A 19,253-nucleotide genomic window follows, 5' to 3' on the forward strand; every position below is an offset into this window, starting at 1 on the left:
GATGTTTTGTTCTCACGATAAAGCTTTGTTTGAGGAAAAAACTTCTGTCTAGGGGTTGTAGAAAAGAATAAATTTGAATTTAACAAGCAAGCTGTTAACATCTACAGGCATCATATAAGTGGTATATTAAACGACTGTTTTCATATGACTATTTATTTTTACAAAGTTTGGCAACCCTACGGTTGTTTCTCTAACTTTTCCCTGCACTCAATTGAAATGCACAATACTTTATGGGCAACCGTAGAGCATTATTACCAAGCACAAAAGTTTGCAGGAAGTCCTGACGAAGAAATTATTCCTATAATTCATCAAGCTTCTACTCCAGAGGAAGCAGCGGCTTTAGGACGGTGTTCAAGTCGTCAAATGCGTTCCGATTGGGAGTTAGTGAAAACTCAGATTATGCGAGAAGCGGTACTTAATAAATTTCTTACTCACCATGATATTAGAGACATTCTACTTTCAACTGGTGACAGATTGCTTGTAGAAGATTCACCAAGAGATTATTTCTGGGGTTGTGGTGCGAATAAAACCGGACAAAATCATTTAGGGCAAATCTTAATGAGTGTGCGTGAAGAACTCCGCATACTATCTATGAAAGCAATCGCGAAGTAGTTAATTCAACAACATAATTGAGCATATTTAAAGGAAGCATCGCAATTTTTAAAATTGCGATGCTTCCTTTTTAAACCTCTTTCAATATCTAAGAAGAGGTTGAAATATGTATTCTGAATCACGAGTAATCACGGAATTCAATCTTTTATATAAGCGCGATCTAAATGCGGTATCTGCCTGTTCCTCAGAGATATAAGGCATTGCCTACTCTATTAATTCTATACAACTTAAAATAAACTAACTATGCAATACAGTTTACATTCATTTTTGATACTAGCTCTGTATAATTGAAAAGTTTGACAATATCACTGAATATAAACAATTATTAAAGCTTAAATCAGCTATTTAACATATGACTACATTTTTCTCTGTAATAATGTATTTAACTCCGATTCTCTCGCAATTAATATCCGGATGTAGTTATTTTACTAAGTATATAATTACGTAACCAAAGCATTATTTCTTCAAAAATATACATTGTATTAATAAGTAATAATCAATGATTTATAAGATGGGTTGTGCTGCTAAAAGTGTTTTTAGCAAAATTTTATGGTCGATATTGATAGTAATCAATTGTTTAGTAGATATAAAAAATCATACGAATATTATCAAGCAAAAATATGATTAAGGCTATCGAACTAGCAAAAACTGTTGTCGTTTTTACTTTTTAATCAATTTTTTATTAATATTTTATTTATTTGTGATAATTCCAGATTGTAATTGACTTCAAAATGAATTACTTTGTGTAGAACCAAATCAAAGTTTCGTTACAATAAATTTATATCCAATCTCTAATTGAAAGAACCAATTAGCAATTATCAAACAGATATAGTATTTTCTGTCTTGTCTTTCGGTATCCACTATTTAAGAAGAAATGTAAATCATATTCTTCAATTTATAGAAACAAATACTTATTTGCCTTTGTAAATTGAACTGTATAAATACTTTTTAAATCACAGCTTCATTAATTTACCCGCAGTACTTACATTCACAAAGCTTAAAAATTATGGATATTACCAATTTTACTGCCCAAGCGCAAATTGAAAAGCAACGACAAGGTATGAAAATTATTCTTACAGATGAAGATACGCAGATGCCAATAAACAAACAGGCTTCTCACTTAAATATTACTTCTAATCGCGGTAGAGTTGCTATTTTTATTGATGGTTCAAACTTGTTTCATACAGCTTTGCAACTTGGTATTGAAATTGATTATACTAAGCTGCTTTGCTACTTAACTAGAGAGGCAAGGTTGTTAAGAGCTTTCTTCTATACTGGTGTCGATCGCCATAACGAAAAGCAACAAGGATTTCTGCTCTGGATGCGTAGAAATGGTTATCGTGTAGTGACAAAAGAAGTAATTCAACTTCCTGATGGTTCTAGAAAATCAAATCAGCATGTAGAAATTGCTGTAGATATGATGAATCTATCTCCCTATTACGATACAGCAGTTCTAGTCAGTGGAGATGGAGAGTTAACCTACGCTGTAAATGCTGTCGCTTATCAAGGTGCTAGGGTTGAACTAGTTAGTCTGCGAGGAATGACAAACGAATCTTTAATTGATGTGGCAGATTGTTTTATCGACTTAGATTCCATCAAACATTACATTAAAAAGAATAACGACGCATGTTGCGAAGAAGTATAGAATTTGCCTCATTTTACTTAATTGGTATTTGCAATACATAGTGCATTTATTAGAATCGGGGTGTTTACTGCACAAAATTATTTCGCGTTTAATTTCGCAAATTCTATACGTTGAAATCTTCCTCTATTTTTTGCTTGAATCGATACTTGCTTTTTCTGCTTTTACATGTGGTTAATTGCATAAATCCGCATCGCTTTTTTTATCATGAAAATTGTTTTTAAAACTTAAAAAGTAAATTCATTTATTCACATTTTATTGTAAAACGCAAAATTTAAAGAATAAATATTTTATATCTTAAAATGCATTCTTTTATAAGTACTTAGGCAAAATTAATTGTATATTGTCATTGCGTTAACGTTCACGAAATATGCCCGAAGGGCTTAGTGTTCCCTCTTAGGAAATGGAACGAAGCATTCACCGCAGGTGTGGATCGTGCAAGTAACTTGAAGCTTTTAGAATGTTAAATTAATTTTGCACTGGTACTTATTCGATTTCATTAATTTTGACGAGTAAGGATGGGGAGGGGTAGAAGAGGTAGAAAATATTTTAATTCCTATATAGCCTTCACAATTAATGCAAAGGACTACTACTTACTGCATTTTTGCAAACGCATTTATATTATCAATTTTTAATTCGATATCATTTATATATTTTTATACTTATTTATTTTTTTGTTTAACCACTTAAGTATCTTTTAGACTCTATAAAGTTCACACAAATAGAGATGTACTTTTTTATATGGATAAAATATTTATTGGTAATACAAAATATTTATCAAATTAATATCAAGCGTCTAAGTATATACACTTGCATGTAGACATGCCATTTTATTCTATATTATTAGGAGAACACCTTATTTAGAGAATAAACTTTGATATTGTTTATTTTTTCGTTGAATTTACTACAAATCATTATGTAAACATATTGCTTTGCTGAAAAAGTCAAGAAAGTATTGGATGATACTTGACTATACTTAATAATGCGTTACATTATGGTAAATATACTGTTATGGTTTAGTTAAATTACTTTTATAGTCGTAAGACTATCATGGTGATTGCTACCTATAATACAGTTTTGCAATCGTAAACTTAGCAGTTACAAATAAAAAATAAGTGTTAACACGGATTTATCGGTTTTCAGAATTCTATTAACATGGATAGATAAGAATGAAAGAAATAAACCGTTAGAAAGAGGTTAAAACGCGACTGTTATCTAGCATACATTTATTTAGCAGCGATCGATATTTATGAGTGTAATTATCCACTCGTACTGCCGTCATTTTGGATAGCTAAGGAGTATCGTTAATGAACAAGATTGAATCCGCGATTATTGTCAGTTACTTGTTAATGACTTGCTATTTTTTCATTAACTGGTTGAGATTTACTCTGCGTAATCCAAGTTCGTCTCCTGAAGACAAATTTTTGTCTTTCGTGATGTTTATCATATCAACTATTTTTTGGCCGATAATAGTTCCCATGTCTTTTATCGAGATATTCAAAACCAAAAAACTTGAATTTAGTGTTGTAGTTCCAGTTCTTGTTGTAGTTTCTGCATTTGGTCTTGCCTATTATATGACCTAAATGGCTGCTTGCTAATATAACTAAGCAGCATCTACATTTGCTCCTTACACCAACTCGGGCTAACTACTGTAAAAATATCTTGGATTACATCTATATGTTTACATATTTAGGTGCGACTGATTATTGATATAATTATTCATTGTTAAATTTTTACTTGTTGTCAGTCCGTGCATGTACTTTTTATCTTTGCAAATGTCTTAATATAATCAGCAGTTTTGATTCACTTTTTCTAAAATATGTCAAACAATTTATTATTTGTATTTATTTATTCAATTTTAAGATCGTAAGTCGTTTGTAAGCGAAAATTTTCTCAGTTTGATTGTTGCCAAGAGGGTATTTATAAAAAAATCTTAAGTTTTCATCGGTATAAAATTATATTTTTATTTTAAAACAGTGTAAATAAAATTATTGCACTGTTTTTTAGTGTTTTTTGGTAATGAAATTTTTATTTTAGTAGCAGTCGCCGTTTAATTTAAGTTTAATTTAAACTGTAACTTAAATATGTGGGTGCAATCCCTAGCGTCATAATTTCAGATTTAGACCTTTGAGATATTGTATCTAAAATCAACAGTTAAGTGTTGTTTGTTGGCATAAATTGGGAACTATAAGTACTGTAGCGAACCTAGTACCTATTTACGGAAGCAAGCAGATTGAATGTATTCGTCATTAGCTTGGGGAATTTATGAATTTGAGACATCCTAGCAGGATTTCAACTTTTGATTGCTCATATGCTAATTAGTTCAATATTATCAATGCCAATATAATAGGAATACATACAGAAATTTTATATCTTCCTGTCTTGTTGTACTAGTCTCTTCAGGTGTTATCAGTTACCAGGGATATCATGACAGAGAATCTAATTTCTATTGACAAAAATGCATATGAATTGATGCAAGCGGAACTTATGGTACTGCGTAGTTGTATTAATAGTTCACTGCCATCCGACTGCCTAACAAAGTTAAAACTAAAGCAAAACGAACGCTTACTTGATGGTATTGCAAAAGCAAGTAACTGTCTGCTGACAATTGAAGATTACGAGGAATCTATTAATGCAGCTTTAGCAGCTTTGGGAAAAGCTGTTGTTGCAGATAGAATTTACATTTTTCAAAATCATTTCCACCCAGTTACAGGTGAAATGCTGATGAGTCAGCGGTGGGAATGGGCAGCACCAGGTGTTACTCCCGAAATTGATAATCCCGAATTACAAAATCTTCCCTATATTGGTTGTTTTCCACGCTGGTACAAATATTTTACTGAAGGTAGATTAATTACTGGGTTGGTGAAAGATTTTCCTGAAGCCGAACGAGAAATTTTGCAAGAACAAGGTATCTTATCAATATTGGTAACTCCAATCGAAATCAAAGGTAAATTGTGGGGATTTATTGGTTTTGATAATTGCCATAGCGAACATCAATGGACAAATATCGAAAAGTCGGTTTTACAAGCTGCTGCAGGTAACTTGGGTGGTGCGATCGCATCTTATCAAACTGAAACGCAACTTCTGGAATCGCAACAATTTCTCCAACTGCTAATTGATAGTATTCCCCAGCTAATTTTTTGGAAAGATAGAAATTCGGTATTTAAAGGATGTAACAGTAGTGCTGCAAAAGTTTCTGGATTGAATTCTCCAGAAGAGATTCTTGGCAAAACAGATTATGATATGCCTTGGACTTTTGAGGAAGCAAATTTTTATCGGGAATGCGATAAACGTGTAATGGAATTGGGTGAAGCTGAATTACACATCATTGAAACTCAAAAGCAATCCGATGGTACACAAGCATGGCTGGATACAAATAAAATACCGTTACAAAATGCGAAAGGTGATGTCATCGGAATTTTAGTAACTGTTGAAGATATTACCCAACGCAAACAAATTGAAGAAGAAATAAAAAATTTAAATGAAAAGTTAGAGGTTAAAGTTGAAGCGCGTACTGCTCAATTACAAAGAACTCAAGCACGACTTAAGAAATTAACTGATAACGTACCGGGAATGATTTATGAATACCGTCTGCAACCAGATGGAGATATATCGTTTGACTATGTTTCTTCTGGGTGTAAAGAAATTTTAGGATTAGAACCACAAGCCTTACTGCAAGATGCTAATTTAGCCTTTGAAAATATCCATTCCGAGGATATTAAAAATTTGACAGAAAAAGGCAACATATCTGCCCAAAAATTAACAAATTTAGAATGCGAATGGCGTTTTATTATACCTAATAGAAATTATAAATGGATTAAATTAGTAGCAAAACCAGAAATTAAATCAAACAATTCAATAACTTGGTATGGCTGTTTAATTGATATCACTCAAATGAAGCGAGTAGAAGAAAAGTTTCAAAAGCAAACTAAGAGCTTAAAAAAAGCTTTAAAGGAATTAAAAAAGACTCAAACACAATTGATTCAGACAGAAAAAATGTCTTCTTTAGGACAAATGGTTGCGGGAGTTGCTCACGAGATAAATAATCCGGTTAATTTTATTCATGGTAATATCGTGCCTGCCTGCGAATATGTCCAAGATTTGCTGAGATTAATAGAATTGTATCAAAAACATTATCCAGAACCTAATATAGAAATTATAGAAGGATTTGAAAATATAGAATTTGATTTTATTAAGGAGGATTTATCAAAAATACTTCATTCGATGGAAGAAGGTACAAGTCGGATTAAAGAGATTGTATTGAGTTTGCGTAATTTTTCTCGCCTTGATGAAGCGGAATTTAAGCGAGTAGATATTCATTCGGGTATTGATTCGACATTAATGATTTTGCATAACCGCTTGAAAGCAAATTCTAAACGTCCAGAAATCAAAGTTATTAAAGAATATAATTGCTTACCGTTAGTTGAATGCTATCCCGGTCAACTAAACCAAGTGTTTATGAATATTTTAGCTAATGCTATTGATGCTTTAGATGATTATAATTCAAAACGCACAGTCGAAGAAATTACTTTAAATCCTAATTATATTAAAATCGCTACAGAATTCATTAAAAATCAGCATATAAGAATTAGAATTAGCGATAACGGTATCGGCATTCCAAATAAGATTAAATCAAAATTGTTTGACCCGTTTTTTACTACCAAAGAAGTTGGTAAAGGCACCGGTTTGGGTTTATCTATAAGCTATCAAATCATAGTAGAAAAACATCGTGGTAAGCTTTATTGTAATTCAACACCGGGTGAGGGTACAGAATTTGTGATTGAAATCCCTATAGTTCGGTGAATATAATTCGTAATTCGTAATTAATTTCCCATAAATGAATTTAGGGGCTTCGATAGAGTATAATCCACGGATAAATCCGGGGGCTTCAAACCTTTAAAAATCTACTCGGTGAGAGGGAATTGAAAGTTAATAGTTAGGAATGAGGAGTTTTCCATGCCCCATGTTAAATGCCCAATTACCAATTACTAACTACGACAGCCCGTCTTTTGACATGATTAGAAAAAACTCTTAGATTAAAGGGTTGAAACGGGTAATTTTCTTACTTCTTTTTACTATGAAAGCTCAACACTTGTTTGTCACGGTAGCTACATTAGTGTCCGTAGTTGTGATTGGTAAAAGTGCGGTTATGACAGTGGCTGAGATGGGAAGCGGACATGGCGAGCATAAACACGGAAAAATGGAAGTTCCTCAAGGGCAACCGGTTCCTACTGTTGATGTAGTGGTAGTTAAAGATGCTAAGAAAGGATGGAATTTAGAAGCGAAAGTTACTAACTTTAAATTCGCACCAGAAAAAGTTAATACCGCACCCGAACCCGGAGAAGGGCACGCTCATCTTTTTGTTAACGGTAAAAAAATTACCAGACTTTATAGTAATTGGTATTATCTCGAAAATCTTGAACCTGGTGAAAATCAGGTGAAGGTAACTTTGAATGCTAACGATCACGCTGATTGGACTAACAACGGCAAAATGATTGAAGATACGGAAATTGTTAAGGTTTCAGACACTGCAAATAAAAAGCATCAGCAGAACAAACATCAAGGACATAATTAGTACTTAGCCATATTGATTTAGATTGGTGGTTTTTTCCACAACTTTCAGGAGACGTAGCAATGCTACGTCTCTACAAGCTTTTGTAATTAATAAATACAGTTTCTCGCACTCAAAACTTTTATCTAAATTGATTCTTACTAAAATTTCTTTGTAATTCAAAATCTAAAATCCAAAATCCAAAATGGTACTTGATTTTTTCCTAATTGCAACTTTGGGATTCCTTGGTAGTTTTGGTCATTGTGTAGGAATGTGTGGTCCTTTGACTGTAGCATTTTCTTTATCTTCCCAAAGCGAAAATACTAGCTGGTGGCAACAATCAAAGTTCCACATTTTGTTGAATATTGGGCGAATGCTCAGCTATAGCTTGGTTGGTGCTGCAATCGGGGCACTTGGTTCAATATTGTTGGAAGGAGGGCAATTAGCTGGTGTTGGTAGTGAATTACGTCAGTGGATAGCAATTATTACTGGCTTAATGCTAATTTTATTCGGACTTCGGCAAATTAATCCCAATTTATTACCGCGAATTCCATTTTTACATCCATTGCTACAAAGTGATTTACACAATCGCTTAAATGCTGGAATGTCCAAACTGTCATTGCAAAACTCATGGTATACACCAGCCCTTTTAGGAATGACTTGGGGTTTAATGCCTTGTGGTTTTCTGTATGCTGCCCAAATTAAAGCCGCTCAAACGGGGAATATGTGGATGGGTGCAGCTACAATGCTTGCTTTTGGTTTGGGAACCTTTCCCATAATGTTGGGTGTAGGAGTATCTGCATCGTTGGTAAGCAAAGACAGACGCTCTCAATTGTTTCGTTTGGGTGGTTGGGTCACTCTCATCATAGGTATAATTACCCTGCAACGGACTGGCGATACAATGGCAGATTATACCGGACATGCCGGTTTAATATTGCTGATATTAGCGTTAATTGCTCGTCCCATTAGCCGTTTATGGATAGCACCTATGCGCTACCGTCGTGCTTTAGGGGTTGGTGCTTTTGTCCTCTCTTTAGCCCATACCGCTCACATGATGGAACATTCATTTTCCTGGAAGCTTAAAAGTATTTCCTTCTTAACACCTGAATTTCAGTTAGGTATAGCTTTTGGTGCAATAGGATTAATTTTAATGGCTCCTGCTGCTTTTACCAGTTTTGACTCTTTACAAAAGTCTTTAGGTAAAAATTGGCGAAAAATTCATTTATTAAGCGTTCCAGCTTTAATATTGAGCGCTGTACACGCATTAATTATAGGTTCTCATTATTTTGGTTCGGTGCAGTCAACCTTGCTTAGTAAATTTGCCCCTGCTGTTTTAGGAATTGTAACCCTTGCAGTATTGTTGCTCAGAACCCGTCTTTTTTGGTCGGTATTAGGCTTGCAGAGGTTTTATGTTTCTAGCAATCAGTGAGCAGTTATCAGTTAACAGTGAGCAGTGAGCAATTACCAATTACCAATTACCAATTCCCAATTACCAATTCCCAATTTCTAATTATTAAAATGAATTTTTTATCTTTTTTAATTCCTCCTGCTTCGGCACATAAAACAGAGGTTGCTGAAGATGTAGGTGCAACTTTGCATATCGAACCAGACGATACTCCTCGTGCTGGTGAAACTGCACAAACTTGGTTTGCTCTAACCCGAAAGGGAGGCAAGGTTATTCCTCTTAAAGAGTGTGATTGCCAACTAGCTATTTATAGCGAACCGCGTATCGCAGAAGCAAAGCCCCTTGCCCAACCTAATTTGCAGCCCGTATCGGCAGAACGCTATCAAGGTATTCCAGGAGCACAAATTACATTTCCCAAACCCGGAGCTTATAAATTAGAGCTTACCGGTAAACCTGCAAATGATGACAGTTTTAAACCTTTTGCATTGAAGTTTGATGTAACCGTAGCTGCTGGTACTAACAAATCAACTAACCAATCTAAAAATAATCAACAAGAAACACAAACTGCACAAGAGATTAAGAATGTTAATGCAGTTCAAACAGAAGAACAAGCTTTTCCCCTACCAATTTGGGCTATAGGCTTAGGAGCTTTGGTAATTATTGGGGGAATATTTGCTGTGATGCGAAGAGGGAGTAATTGATGATCCACACCCTCCGGGTGAAAATTGGTAATTGGTAATTGGGCATGGGGCATTGGGCATTGGGCATGGGAAATCATTATTTATTTTTCTCCCTCTTCCCCCTCTCTCCCTCTCCCCCTCTCTCCCTCTCCCCCTCCCTCTCTCCTAACTCCCGTGTCGCTTTTTATGCCATTCCCAAGCGTGGGTAATTATATCTTTAATAGAACTATACTGTGGTTGCCAACCTAGAATTTTTCGGGCTTTTTCGGCGCTACCGATGAGCGCTGGGGGGTCTCCAGGACGGCGATCGCACTCTACCGCTTTAATTTCTTTACCCGTGACATTTCTGGCGGCTTCGATTATTTCTTTGACGGAAAAACCATTTCCGTTGCCTAAATTGAAGAATGCACTGTCGCCTCCTTTAAGTAAATATTCTAAGCCGAGTACGTGAGCGTCTGCTAAATCGCTTACATGAATATAATCGCGAACGCATGTACCATCTTCTGTGGGATAATCGGTACCAAAAATAGAAATTGACTCGCGTTTTCCTAAAGCTGTCTGCAACACTAAGGGAATCAAATGAGTTTCGGGGTTATGATCTTCTCCTAAATTACCGGATGGATCTGCACCTGCTGCATTAAAGTATCGAAAACGTACTGATTTAAAATCGTATGCTTCGTTAAAATCTGAAAGTATTCGTTCTACCATCAACTTGGTAGCGCCATAGGGGTTGATCGGATTTTGGGGGTGATCTTCTGGTATTGGAACTGATTCGGGTACTCCGTATGTTGCACAAGTTGAAGAAAATACAAATTTTTTAACTTCTGCTGCTAGCATTGCTTCTAGCAAAGTAATTGTACCGATAACGTTATTACGATAATATTTAGCCGGATTAGAAACCGATTCTCCGACATAAGCGTAAGCAGAAAAATGCATTACTGCTGCAATGTTACGAGATTTAAATAAGTTATCTAATAATTGGCGATCGCCGGTATCTCCTTGAATCAGTTCGACTTCAAGAACTTTTTCCACCAAATCGCGATGTCCATAGACTAAATTATCTAGTATCAGGACGGAATAACCAGCTTTTTTTAAAGCTAAAACAGTGTGTGAGCCAATATAACCGGCTCCTCCGGTGACTAAAATAGTAGACTGTTCGGAAGACATAGATTTTGCTGTGAAATAAACCATTACATCATAAATTTAGTTTAATGGCAGCGTAATTACTTATCTCCAGGACTACAAATACTAAACATTATTGATAAAAATTGCACTAAAATCACTACGAAGGTAATTTTAGTGTGTAGGGTATGAGGTATTTGAAATCAAGCAATGGTACTACTACCATTTGACAGTAGAATAAATCTTTGCCCGGAGCCATATAGGTTGACTGTAAAAAACATTTGAGAGTGTATTTATGTTTGAACTGCTAAGCCGAGTACTTCTATGGCTACTTATAGGTACTGTTGTATTTAGCCTATTTCAGAAATTCTACCCAACCGGAAACTTTGTAGGGCGATTGGTAGTGGTAGTTTTTCTGATTATTTTGTTATTGTCCTTTGTGAATCCTAACGAACCAGCTATTGCTTCTTTGTGGAGAGTAGTATCGTTTCCCCTAAAACCTTTAGGAGCAGCAATTTTACTGATGACTTTCGCTGCTCAGAGAATAAAAGGTGGAGCGATAGACAAGCCGGGAGGATATTTAGTTGGCTGGGCACTGAGTATATTATTGTTAGCAAGTACACCAGCGGTGGCTTATTTCTTGATTCAATCGCCTGTAGCAAGAGCAGCTTATCCCAATGTAGCTTTACTTGAATCGAAATCTGCAACCCTTGTCGCATTTGCTGGAGATACATCTGTAGCGAATATGTCAGGTATCCTTGGCGATACTGTTATTCCTCAAATAAATGCAGATCCGAACATAATCGCATTAAATCCTAGCAGTATAAATTTTCCACGTTATCTTTTGCAAAGACCTCAACAAATTCGTCGTCGGGGCTTACGTTTAGAAGACTTTGTACCGAATGCAGAAACTTTGCAATTAACAACACAAGTTTGGGATCGCTACTTAGGACAAGTAAATAGTTTCTTACGTCCTCGATAGATTGTTTGTCATAAAAAAGACTAGGGTGTAGTCAGTGCCATGCCCTAGTTTTTTGTCTTTAAGTATCACCTGTTTCATCCTGGTGGTTCAAATCATTAATTTTAAAGGGTTTATTTTTATCCAAATTCTTTTCTCCCCCTGCTTGTCAAAACCCATCAATTTTAATGAAAACGAATACTAATGGTTTGTCCCATAACAATTGACGGGGGAGGCAAGGCAGGGAGAAGAGGGGAAAAAGAAGTTTTGACATTGCTGATTAAAAGTATGATTTGCCCCCAGCCCCGAATTTGAGGGATTTAGGGCGCATAATATTAGATCTAAAAAAAATAAATTCATACCTCAATTCAGCAACGCTTAAGTTTTTATATTTTTGATGTACCCCGCAAAATTATCGTGGCGGAGTATTAGAGCAAACGAATAAAAATTCTTCATTGAAAATTGTTCGTTGATACCTGATAATTGGTAATTGGTAATTAATTGCTCGAATGTCACAATCACGACGCTTTGTCAAACTTGTTGCTTATCTACGCCCTCATTGGCGAGCAACAACTTTAGGTATTGTAGCTCTACTAATTGTTAATGGATTGGGGGCTTACATACCTTTATTAATTGGAGATTGCGTTAAGAAACTTTCGGAAGACTTTGACTACGGACAAATCATACGCTACTCCATCCTGATTATTTCACTCACTTCTTCAATGTGGCTGATAAGGATGGCTTCTCGCATCTGGATATTCGGTGTGGGAAGGCAGGTGGAATTTGACCTCAAACAGCAAATTTTTGAACATTTGCTGAAGTTGGAGCCTTCTTATTTTGCGACTAATAAAGCCGGAGACTTGATTAGTCGTGCTACTAGCGATGTTGATAATATTCGGCGATTGTTGGGTTTTGTGGTGTTGAGTTTTGCAAATACGATATTTGCTTATGCGCTGACTTTACCCATAATGCTTTCTCTGAATCTACAACTAGCTGTATTAGCATTAATACCGTATCCGATAATGTTCTTTATGGTATTGCTATTTAGCGAACGTCTCCGGGATCAACAAACCTCGGTACAGGAAAATATTTCGGATATCAGCAACCTGATTCAAGAAGATATTAGCGGTATTTCCTTAATCAAAATTTATGCTCAAGAAGACAACGAACGTCGTGCTTTTGCTAAACAAAATCGCCAGCTATTAAAGGCTAATTTAAAATTAGCCCAAACTCGCAACACTCTATTTCCCTTAATTGGGGGATTAGCTAATATCAGTACTTTGATAATTATTTGGATCGGAGCGGGCAGAATTGGTTCTAGCCTCGATATTGGTGATTTTGTCAAGCTGCTACTGTATATTGAGCGCTTAATATTTCCTACAGCTTTATTAGGATTTACCATTACTGCTTATCAGCGTGGTGAAGTTAGCGTTGATAGAGTTGAATCAATTTTTAGTGTCAAACCAAAAATAAAAGACTACAGCAATGCAATTAGATTGTCACGAGAAGCGGTAAAAGGAGAATTAACTGCTAAAAATTTAAAATTTACTTATCCAGGATTGGAAACTTCCGCATTAGATAATATTAGTTTTAATATCAGTCCGGGAGAAACAATTGCAATCGTAGGGGCTATAGGTTCGGGTAAATCAACTTTAGCTAATTGTTTACCGCGTTTATTAGATATTGATGAAGGACAATTGTTTTTAGATGGAACAGATATTACTCAAATTGCTTTAACGGATTTAAGAGATGCGATTGCTTATGTTCCTCAAGACAGCTTTCTGTTTAGCACTACAATTCAAAATAATATCCGTTATGGAGACCCTTTAGCCGAACAACATGAAGTTGAAAATGCGGCTAAGCTATCGCAAATTAGCTCCGAAATAGGAAATTTTCCCCAACAATACAATACTCTTGTCGGAGAACGCGGAATTACTCTTTCTGGTGGTCAAAGGCAGCGCACAGCTTTAGCTAGAGCTATGTTAGTCGATGCTCCAGTACTAATTTTAGATGATGCACTTTCGAGTGTTGACAATCAAACTGCTACACAAATTCTAAAAAATCTTTCTAGCGGTACAAAGCGCAAGACAGTTGTTTTTATCACCCATCAATTATCTGCTGCTGCCGCTGCCGACCGAATTTTGGTTATGGAGAAAGGTAAAGTTGTTCAAACTGGTACTCAAGTAGAGCTTTTACAACAACCCGGACTTTATAGGGATTTATGGAGTCAGCATCAGGTGGAAGAGTTGCTACATTAACAGTGAGCAGTGAGCAGTTAGCAGTGAGCAGTTAGCAGTTAGCAGTGAGCAGTTAGCAGTTACCGCTCAGAAGTTACTAGCGGTTTGTCCCATTAAAATGGGTGGTATTCCCTGCTTTAAGCTATTGATTATGAGCGCGGCTATTGCAACTACGAACCTTTATAACAACTTATCAAAATAACTGTTAACTGTTCACTGATAACTGTTAACTGATTTAAAATGCTCCTATACGGGCAAAAATTACATAAATTGTTTTGGCAATCAACGATAAATCGTAAAATTCATGCCATTTTGATTGATATTGTAAGTCTAACTGGAAAACTTGTTCAAAGTCTTTGATGTGAGAACGTCCGTTGACTTGCCATTCTCCTGTTAAACCGGGTTTGACATGTAGGCGTTGCCAGTGATGCTCGGAGTAGTGCATTACTTCATCAGCTGTGGGAGGACGAGTCCCAACTAAACTCATTTCACCTGAAAAGACGTTCCAAAATTGGGGAAGCTCGTCCAAACTTGTACTTCTTAAAAAACGTCCTACTTTAGTAACTCGAAAATCATTCTTACTTTTAAAGAAATGTCCGTTAGCTTCGTTTTGTACTTGCGATTTTAATTGTTCTGCGTCCGAAACCATTGAACGAAATTTACGAATACGAAATGTATTGCCGTAAAGTCCGTACCTTTCTTGTGTAAAGAAAATTGGACCGGGGCTATTGATTTTAATCGCGATCGCAACTGGTAAAAATACAATCGCTAAAATTACTAAACCCACCATACTGCCCAGAATATCTAGCAAACGCTTAAATCTAGAACTGACTGAAGGATGGGGTGTAATTTGCGGAACCCAAGTGTTCGTTGCACCTTTAATAATACTTATCATCAGTAATTGGAACGTAGCTAAGCTAAGTTTTGAGCGACAAACGTATTCCTACGTAAGAATATTCTGAATATAGACTTAGCTTTATTAAAATTATTGCCTATCCCCGTATTTTTGCTGAATCTTCATCGAGATCGCAAGAATTACTATCATTTATAAAATTTGAGTAAAGAATAAAACCTATGTCTTTAGATAGATGAAAAATATGTTCCTTAGCGAGTTAATATCCCGAGGAACTTAAATTTGCTACCAATACAATGCGTAAACCTTAATGTTCTTTGAGACATAGAATTTTCTGAAGGTAGCAAGTACAACCTATCCATTTAATTATTGATTTGACGGATACTTTGGCTGTATGGTAAGGCTTATAAACTACAGAAAAATAATATCAATGCATTCAAAATATAGCTTGCGGGTAAGAGGTGATACATTTTCTCGGATATTCACAATCGAGCCATTAAGATGAACATTTGAATACACGGTCATTCAATTAGTGGGAGTTAATTTTTCATTGTCAACTCCCTTCATGTGTATTTCATGAAGTTTTTTGGGAAAAATGATTTATAGCATCCCTTTTATGGTTGTGCTTACATGCATTACTACATCCTATTTACATTGTGGTTGGGAATGAAGGGCAATTCCACAGTGGTGCTATCTCAAAATTAAGGTGCTAAACATGGTTGCAACTGGAGCAGACAAAGTAAAAGTCGGACGTTTAGAGTCCATAGTAGAGCAAATAGGGGAAGCCGTACTGGCTACCACCGAGACAATAGAGCGTCTTTCTGACAGAGTAGATAATTTAAGCGTACAGGTAGAAGAGCAGGGAAAGCAGGTACAGCAGCAAGGTTATCAAATTTTGGCATTGTGCGATGCCGTGCAAACTCTGGCAGAAGGACAAGACGATTCCCTGCAAAGGCTAACTCAGTTGACGCAAACTTTAAATCGTCTAATGGTAGTTCTAGAAGCAGAAGACGAAGTTTAATTAATTGTCAATCAAAGTTAATAATTCTCAATGAATAATTGACTTAAAGCGGAATCGAGCTTAGAGGAACGCTGCGAAAATATTTTTTTCGCATCAATACTTATAAATTAATAGTTGACAAACCAAGCCCAACTGACGATAACTAATAAGCTGTTGGCTGTTAACTTGTATATCAGACGCGGGTAGGATGCCCCACAGTTGCGAAAACTGGAAATCCCTAAGGCGCTGCTATGGGTACTAGAAAAATTAAGAATTTTTGCTTATACAATAATCGCCAAACATTAACCTAACTGTTAACTGATAGCTGCGTAACAGCTATTTTACCTGAAAAACATACATCTACATCGCTACCAGGGCTTCTTTCTCGACTGGCGTATTCTCCAACATAATAAAATTTATCGCCTTCGGTACGATAATTAACTGGAAGCGGTTTGTTACAGGGACGACAAAAAACTATTTCTGGTTCCTCTGCTTCTGGTGGAAGATGGGGTAAATTAATATTCCAGAAATTTCCTGCTGGTAAAGGGCGATTAAATAAGTCCGCTAAAAGTTTAGTTGTCCACTTGATTGAGTTGTCCCAGTTATATTCAACTCCTTTCTTTTTATATTGAGAGATTGCTATTCCTTGAATACCGTGCATGGCTGCTTCTCTTACCGCAGCAACAGTACCGGAAATATAAGAATCAACTCCCATATTCCCTCCGGCATTAATTCCCGAAAGTACCCATTTTACTTCCGGACAAATATGGGCAATTGAAAGACGAACGCAATCGGCAGGAGTACCGGCAATCGCGTATGCATTTTCGGAGCGACGTTGTAGGGTTAGAGCAGTAGCAGTAGTAACTTGATGCCCGCAACCGGATAAATGTCCTTGAGGAGCGGCGATAATAATTTTAGATAAATAGTACGGTGAAATCGCAGATTTTTCTACAGCGTTGAGTAATGCTTGAATACCTGGAGCATCAATACCATCATCGTTGGTTAAAATCAAACTCATAGAATTTTTCGCCCAGTTTCTTGTTAGTTGCGATTTTCAAGCATATCTGATATTCACTTCATAAAAAAGGAGGAGAGGAAATTAATTTCCTCTCCTCCTTTAAGGTGAAAAATAATAAAAACTGTTCAAAAAACAAAAATTATTAAACTTCAGCACCCGCTTTGGGTTCTGCTCCCATTGGGGCTACGTAATCGCGGAAAAATTCGATTTGTATTCCAAAATCTAGCTGCTTAACTTTATCCATCAATTCTTTAGATTGAGAAGAAAGTTCGTAGCTAGGTGGCATGGGGATAATAGTATGTGCGTCCATACCCTGAGCTAAACGATACCAGAATAATAGCTTAGTTGTATCGCTCATTGAACCGTATTCGCGGGTATGTACGGTATCTGCTTTATTAATTAAATCGCGTTGTAACTGTAGTTGTTCTTCGTGAGATAAATCTTTAACTTGATTGAACAAACCATCAGCAACTGCTGGAGAAACGGTACTAGCACCCGGTGCAGCAGGTGTAATTGAATCACCCATTTCTTTATAGATGAAATAGAACAAAGCTAGCTGTTCGTCTACATCTAGTTTACGAATTCCTTCTATTAAATTTTTAATTTTAGGGTCGTTAGTTTGTGCAGCTGTCATAATATTACTCCGATACTCCGATTGTAATAGATTTTCTCTATTTCTATTTATCAATTAGTTTCAACCCTATCAAAGTAGTATTAAGTATTTAACCCTACTGAAGATAGATGTATCGATATCGCAAAGAATATTTATTTAACAATCAATTTCAACCAAGCGATTATTTTAAAATGTGCAGTTTTTTGAGATGAATTGAGATTATCTGTGAAAATTGGTAGTTAAAGAATAATCTGCAAATACCAAATATCAAAAACCGGGTTTCTTTGTGTTAGTAAATAATTTTACTTTTTAACTAATTTCTATATCTTTTACTTTGGATTATTTTGATAATCTTCCGAAGATTTAGGATCTAATTCCCAACGCTCGTCATCCCTTCTATCTAAAATATCGTTTGTTTGCAGAGGCTGTCTATCTTCCATTTCCAAACCTACTGCTTTTCCTAATTCTTCCGTCACATTTTTATCGGGAGTAGCAACAGTTCCACCAACTGCTTCATCACCAACTGCGTTCGCACCTTCCCAATATGCATCAACGTCACCTCCAGTTAATTCTGGACTGGTTGCATTATGTTGATTTAACCTTGCTTCTATTGTTCTTCCGCCAGTGTTAATTCCTGGTTGCTGATGAACTCCGGTTCCGTATGATTCAGTTATTTCTTGGGGCAAATCGCTCGCTTCAGCTTCGTTTTTTAGATTTTGCTCCTTTCTATTTTCTGCTTCGCTCATAACATCATTAATAATATTGCATTATTAACATAGCTCTTACTTATCAAATATTTCTCTCCCTAAAGAAGTAGAACCAAAGTGGTAAAGCAATATCTCCCCTAGGTACGAAGTGAAATAGGTTACGGACGCATATTATTTGTAAATAATCCGCATAAAAAGAACCTCACTAAATATTTAAAGCTAGGAACCAACATCCACTCGTTATTGCCAAACAATTAGCCCAGAATGTTGGTTTTTAGCTTTTATTTTGTTTAGATAAATTCGGGAGTCTAATAAATAATTACTAAAATACATCAAGCAATATTATTAAGGATTAAAGCCCTGATTACGAACAAAAAAACTAATTTGAAAAAGAGGAAAAAATATGAGCGATACAACTGTAAAAAAAGTAGATTCCAATTATTCCCCAAAAGGAGAAATGGGACAGAAATATTTAGCTTCTGGGAAGTCTGTTTCTATGCGTCTGTGGGAAGATGAACAACCAGGAGAATCCAAAGAATTAAGTTCTCGGGAATACGAAACCGTTGGCTATGTAATAAAAGGTCGTGCCGAACTAATATTAGAAGGTCAAAAAATTATTTTAGAAGCCGGTAATTCTTGGGTAGTACCAAAAGGTGCTTTGCATTCCTACAAGATTTTAGAGTCATTTACCGCCGTTGAAGCTACAAGCCCCCCCGCAGAAGTTAGCGGAAGGGATGAAGCGTGATTTTCTCGTTTTCTCGTTACAAGGTTCTACCTTGTAATGTATTTCTGGAGGCTCTGCTTGCATATGCAATAGGCAGAGCCTATATTTCACGCGTTCCCAGCTAGAAACTG

15 protein-coding genes are annotated in these 19,253 nt (G+C 36.0%); 10 read left to right on the top strand and 5 right to left on the bottom strand.

From position 1 onward, the window contains the following. Positions 1 to 144 precede the first annotated feature (144 nt). From RIV7116_RS15150 to RIV7116_RS15180, 6 genes are all read left to right on the top strand, one after another. Positions 145 to 612, top strand: a complete 468-nt coding sequence (locus RIV7116_RS15150) for an NADAR family protein (protein WP_015119175.1) — start codon at positions 145 to 147, stop codon at positions 610 to 612. Positions 613 to 1,618: 1,006 nt separating this feature from the next. Beyond that, on the top strand, positions 1,619 to 2,257 hold the full coding sequence (locus tag RIV7116_RS15155) for an NYN domain-containing protein (protein ID WP_015119177.1): 639 nt from the start codon (positions 1,619 to 1,621) through the stop codon (positions 2,255 to 2,257). 2,424 nt (positions 2,258 to 4,681) lie between these two features. Next, positions 4,682 to 7,057, top strand: coding sequence for an ATP-binding protein (locus RIV7116_RS15165; protein ID WP_015119179.1), 2,376 nt, complete (start codon positions 4,682 to 4,684; stop codon positions 7,055 to 7,057). Positions 7,058 to 7,331: 274 nt separating this feature from the next. After that, positions 7,332 to 7,829, top strand: coding sequence for a hypothetical protein (locus tag RIV7116_RS15170; protein ID WP_015119180.1), 498 nt, complete (start codon positions 7,332 to 7,334; stop codon positions 7,827 to 7,829). Between the two features lie 181 nt (positions 7,830 to 8,010). Continuing rightward, complete coding sequence (locus tag RIV7116_RS15175; RefSeq protein WP_015119181.1) at positions 8,011 to 9,234, top strand: sulfite exporter TauE/SafE family protein; 1,224 nt, start codon at positions 8,011 to 8,013, stop codon at positions 9,232 to 9,234. Between the two features lie 89 nt (positions 9,235 to 9,323). Continuing rightward, positions 9,324 to 9,911 carry a hypothetical protein gene (locus tag RIV7116_RS15180; RefSeq protein WP_015119182.1) on the top strand — a complete coding sequence of 196 codons (588 nt, stop codon included), beginning with the start codon at positions 9,324 to 9,326 and terminating at the stop codon, positions 9,909 to 9,911. A gap of 144 nt (positions 9,912 to 10,055) precedes the next feature. On the opposite strand, the gene galE is transcribed toward RIV7116_RS15180, so the two are convergent. After that, positions 10,056 to 11,057: a UDP-glucose 4-epimerase GalE gene (gene galE / locus RIV7116_RS15185; RefSeq protein WP_044290962.1), complete on the bottom strand. Its 1,002-nt coding sequence runs from the start codon at positions 11,055 to 11,057 to the stop codon at positions 10,056 to 10,058. 250 nt (positions 11,058 to 11,307) lie between these two features. Here galE and RIV7116_RS15190 point away from each other — a divergent pair, with 250 nt between their 5' ends. Next, entirely contained in the window at positions 11,308 to 11,994 is a 687-nt protein-coding gene (locus RIV7116_RS15190; protein WP_015119184.1) for a hypothetical protein, read from the top strand. 485 nt (positions 11,995 to 12,479) lie between these two features. Next, positions 12,480 to 14,228: an ABC transporter ATP-binding protein gene (locus tag RIV7116_RS15195; protein ID WP_015119185.1), complete on the top strand. Its 1,749-nt coding sequence runs from the start codon at positions 12,480 to 12,482 to the stop codon at positions 14,226 to 14,228. 214 nt (positions 14,229 to 14,442) lie between these two features. Here the strand turns inward: RIV7116_RS15195 and RIV7116_RS15200 are convergent, their stop codons facing one another. Further along, on the bottom strand, positions 14,443 to 15,102 hold the full coding sequence (locus RIV7116_RS15200; protein WP_015119186.1) for a sugar transferase: 660 nt from the start codon (positions 15,100 to 15,102) through the stop codon (positions 14,443 to 14,445). A 673-nt stretch (positions 15,103 to 15,775) separates the two neighbouring features. On the opposite strand from RIV7116_RS15200, the gene RIV7116_RS15205 reads away from it, so the two are divergent. Further along, on the top strand, positions 15,776 to 16,081 hold the full coding sequence (locus tag RIV7116_RS15205; RefSeq protein WP_015119187.1) for a hypothetical protein: 306 nt from the start codon (positions 15,776 to 15,778) through the stop codon (positions 16,079 to 16,081). A gap of 286 nt (positions 16,082 to 16,367) precedes the next feature. On the opposite strand, the gene surE is transcribed toward RIV7116_RS15205, so the two are convergent. The 3 genes from surE to RIV7116_RS15220 form a co-directional block, all read right to left on the bottom strand. Continuing rightward, positions 16,368 to 17,078 carry a 5'/3'-nucleotidase SurE gene (gene surE / locus RIV7116_RS15210; protein ID WP_015119188.1) on the bottom strand — a complete coding sequence of 237 codons (711 nt, stop codon included), beginning with the start codon at positions 17,076 to 17,078 and terminating at the stop codon, positions 16,368 to 16,370. Between the two features lie 142 nt (positions 17,079 to 17,220). Further along, the gene (locus RIV7116_RS15215; protein ID WP_015119189.1) at positions 17,221 to 17,712 is read right to left on the bottom strand and encodes an orange carotenoid protein N-terminal domain-containing protein; all 492 of its coding nucleotides are present in this window, start codon (positions 17,710 to 17,712) and stop codon (positions 17,221 to 17,223) included. Positions 17,713 to 18,020: 308 nt separating this feature from the next. After that, positions 18,021 to 18,437: a DUF6335 family protein gene (locus RIV7116_RS15220; RefSeq protein WP_015119190.1), complete on the bottom strand. Its 417-nt coding sequence runs from the start codon at positions 18,435 to 18,437 to the stop codon at positions 18,021 to 18,023. 364 nt (positions 18,438 to 18,801) lie between these two features. Here RIV7116_RS15220 and RIV7116_RS15225 point away from each other — a divergent pair, with 364 nt between their 5' ends. Further along, entirely contained in the window at positions 18,802 to 19,143 is a 342-nt protein-coding gene (locus RIV7116_RS15225; RefSeq protein WP_015119191.1) for a cupin domain-containing protein, read from the top strand. Positions 19,144 to 19,253: the final 110 nt, after the last annotated feature.

This window comes from Rivularia sp. PCC 7116, assembly GCF_000316665.1.
GTDB lineage: Bacteria > Cyanobacteriota > Cyanobacteriia > Cyanobacteriales > Nostocaceae > Rivularia.

Coding starts and splice junctions, on each gene's coding strand:
- RIV7116_RS15170 (WP_015119180.1), top strand. CDS start 7,332: ATGAAAGCTCAACACTTGTTTGTCACGGTAGCTACATTAGTGTCCGTA.
- RIV7116_RS15215 (WP_015119189.1), bottom strand. CDS start 17,712: ATGACAGCTGCACAAACTAACGACCCTAAAATTAAAAATTTAATAGAA.
- RIV7116_RS15155 (WP_015119177.1), top strand. CDS start 1,619: ATGGATATTACCAATTTTACTGCCCAAGCGCAAATTGAAAAGCAACGA.
- RIV7116_RS15225 (WP_015119191.1), top strand. CDS start 18,802: ATGAGCGATACAACTGTAAAAAAAGTAGATTCCAATTATTCCCCAAAA.
- RIV7116_RS15205 (WP_015119187.1), top strand. CDS start 15,776: ATGGTTGCAACTGGAGCAGACAAAGTAAAAGTCGGACGTTTAGAGTCC.
- surE (WP_015119188.1), bottom strand. CDS start 17,078: ATGAGTTTGATTTTAACCAACGATGATGGTATTGATGCTCCAGGTATT.
- RIV7116_RS15165 (WP_015119179.1), top strand. CDS start 4,682: ATGACAGAGAATCTAATTTCTATTGACAAAAATGCATATGAATTGATG.
- RIV7116_RS15150 (WP_015119175.1), top strand. CDS start 145: ATGACTATTTATTTTTACAAAGTTTGGCAACCCTACGGTTGTTTCTCT.
- RIV7116_RS15220 (WP_015119190.1), bottom strand. CDS start 18,437: ATGAGCGAAGCAGAAAATAGAAAGGAGCAAAATCTAAAAAACGAAGCT.
- RIV7116_RS15175 (WP_015119181.1), top strand. CDS start 8,011: ATGGTACTTGATTTTTTCCTAATTGCAACTTTGGGATTCCTTGGTAGT.
- RIV7116_RS15195 (WP_015119185.1), top strand. CDS start 12,480: ATGTCACAATCACGACGCTTTGTCAAACTTGTTGCTTATCTACGCCCT.
- RIV7116_RS15180 (WP_015119182.1), top strand. CDS start 9,324: ATGAATTTTTTATCTTTTTTAATTCCTCCTGCTTCGGCACATAAAACA.
- RIV7116_RS15200 (WP_015119186.1), bottom strand. CDS start 15,102: ATGATAAGTATTATTAAAGGTGCAACGAACACTTGGGTTCCGCAAATT.
- RIV7116_RS15190 (WP_015119184.1), top strand. CDS start 11,308: ATGTTTGAACTGCTAAGCCGAGTACTTCTATGGCTACTTATAGGTACT.
- galE (WP_044290962.1), bottom strand. CDS start 11,057: ATGTCTTCCGAACAGTCTACTATTTTAGTCACCGGAGGAGCCGGTTAT.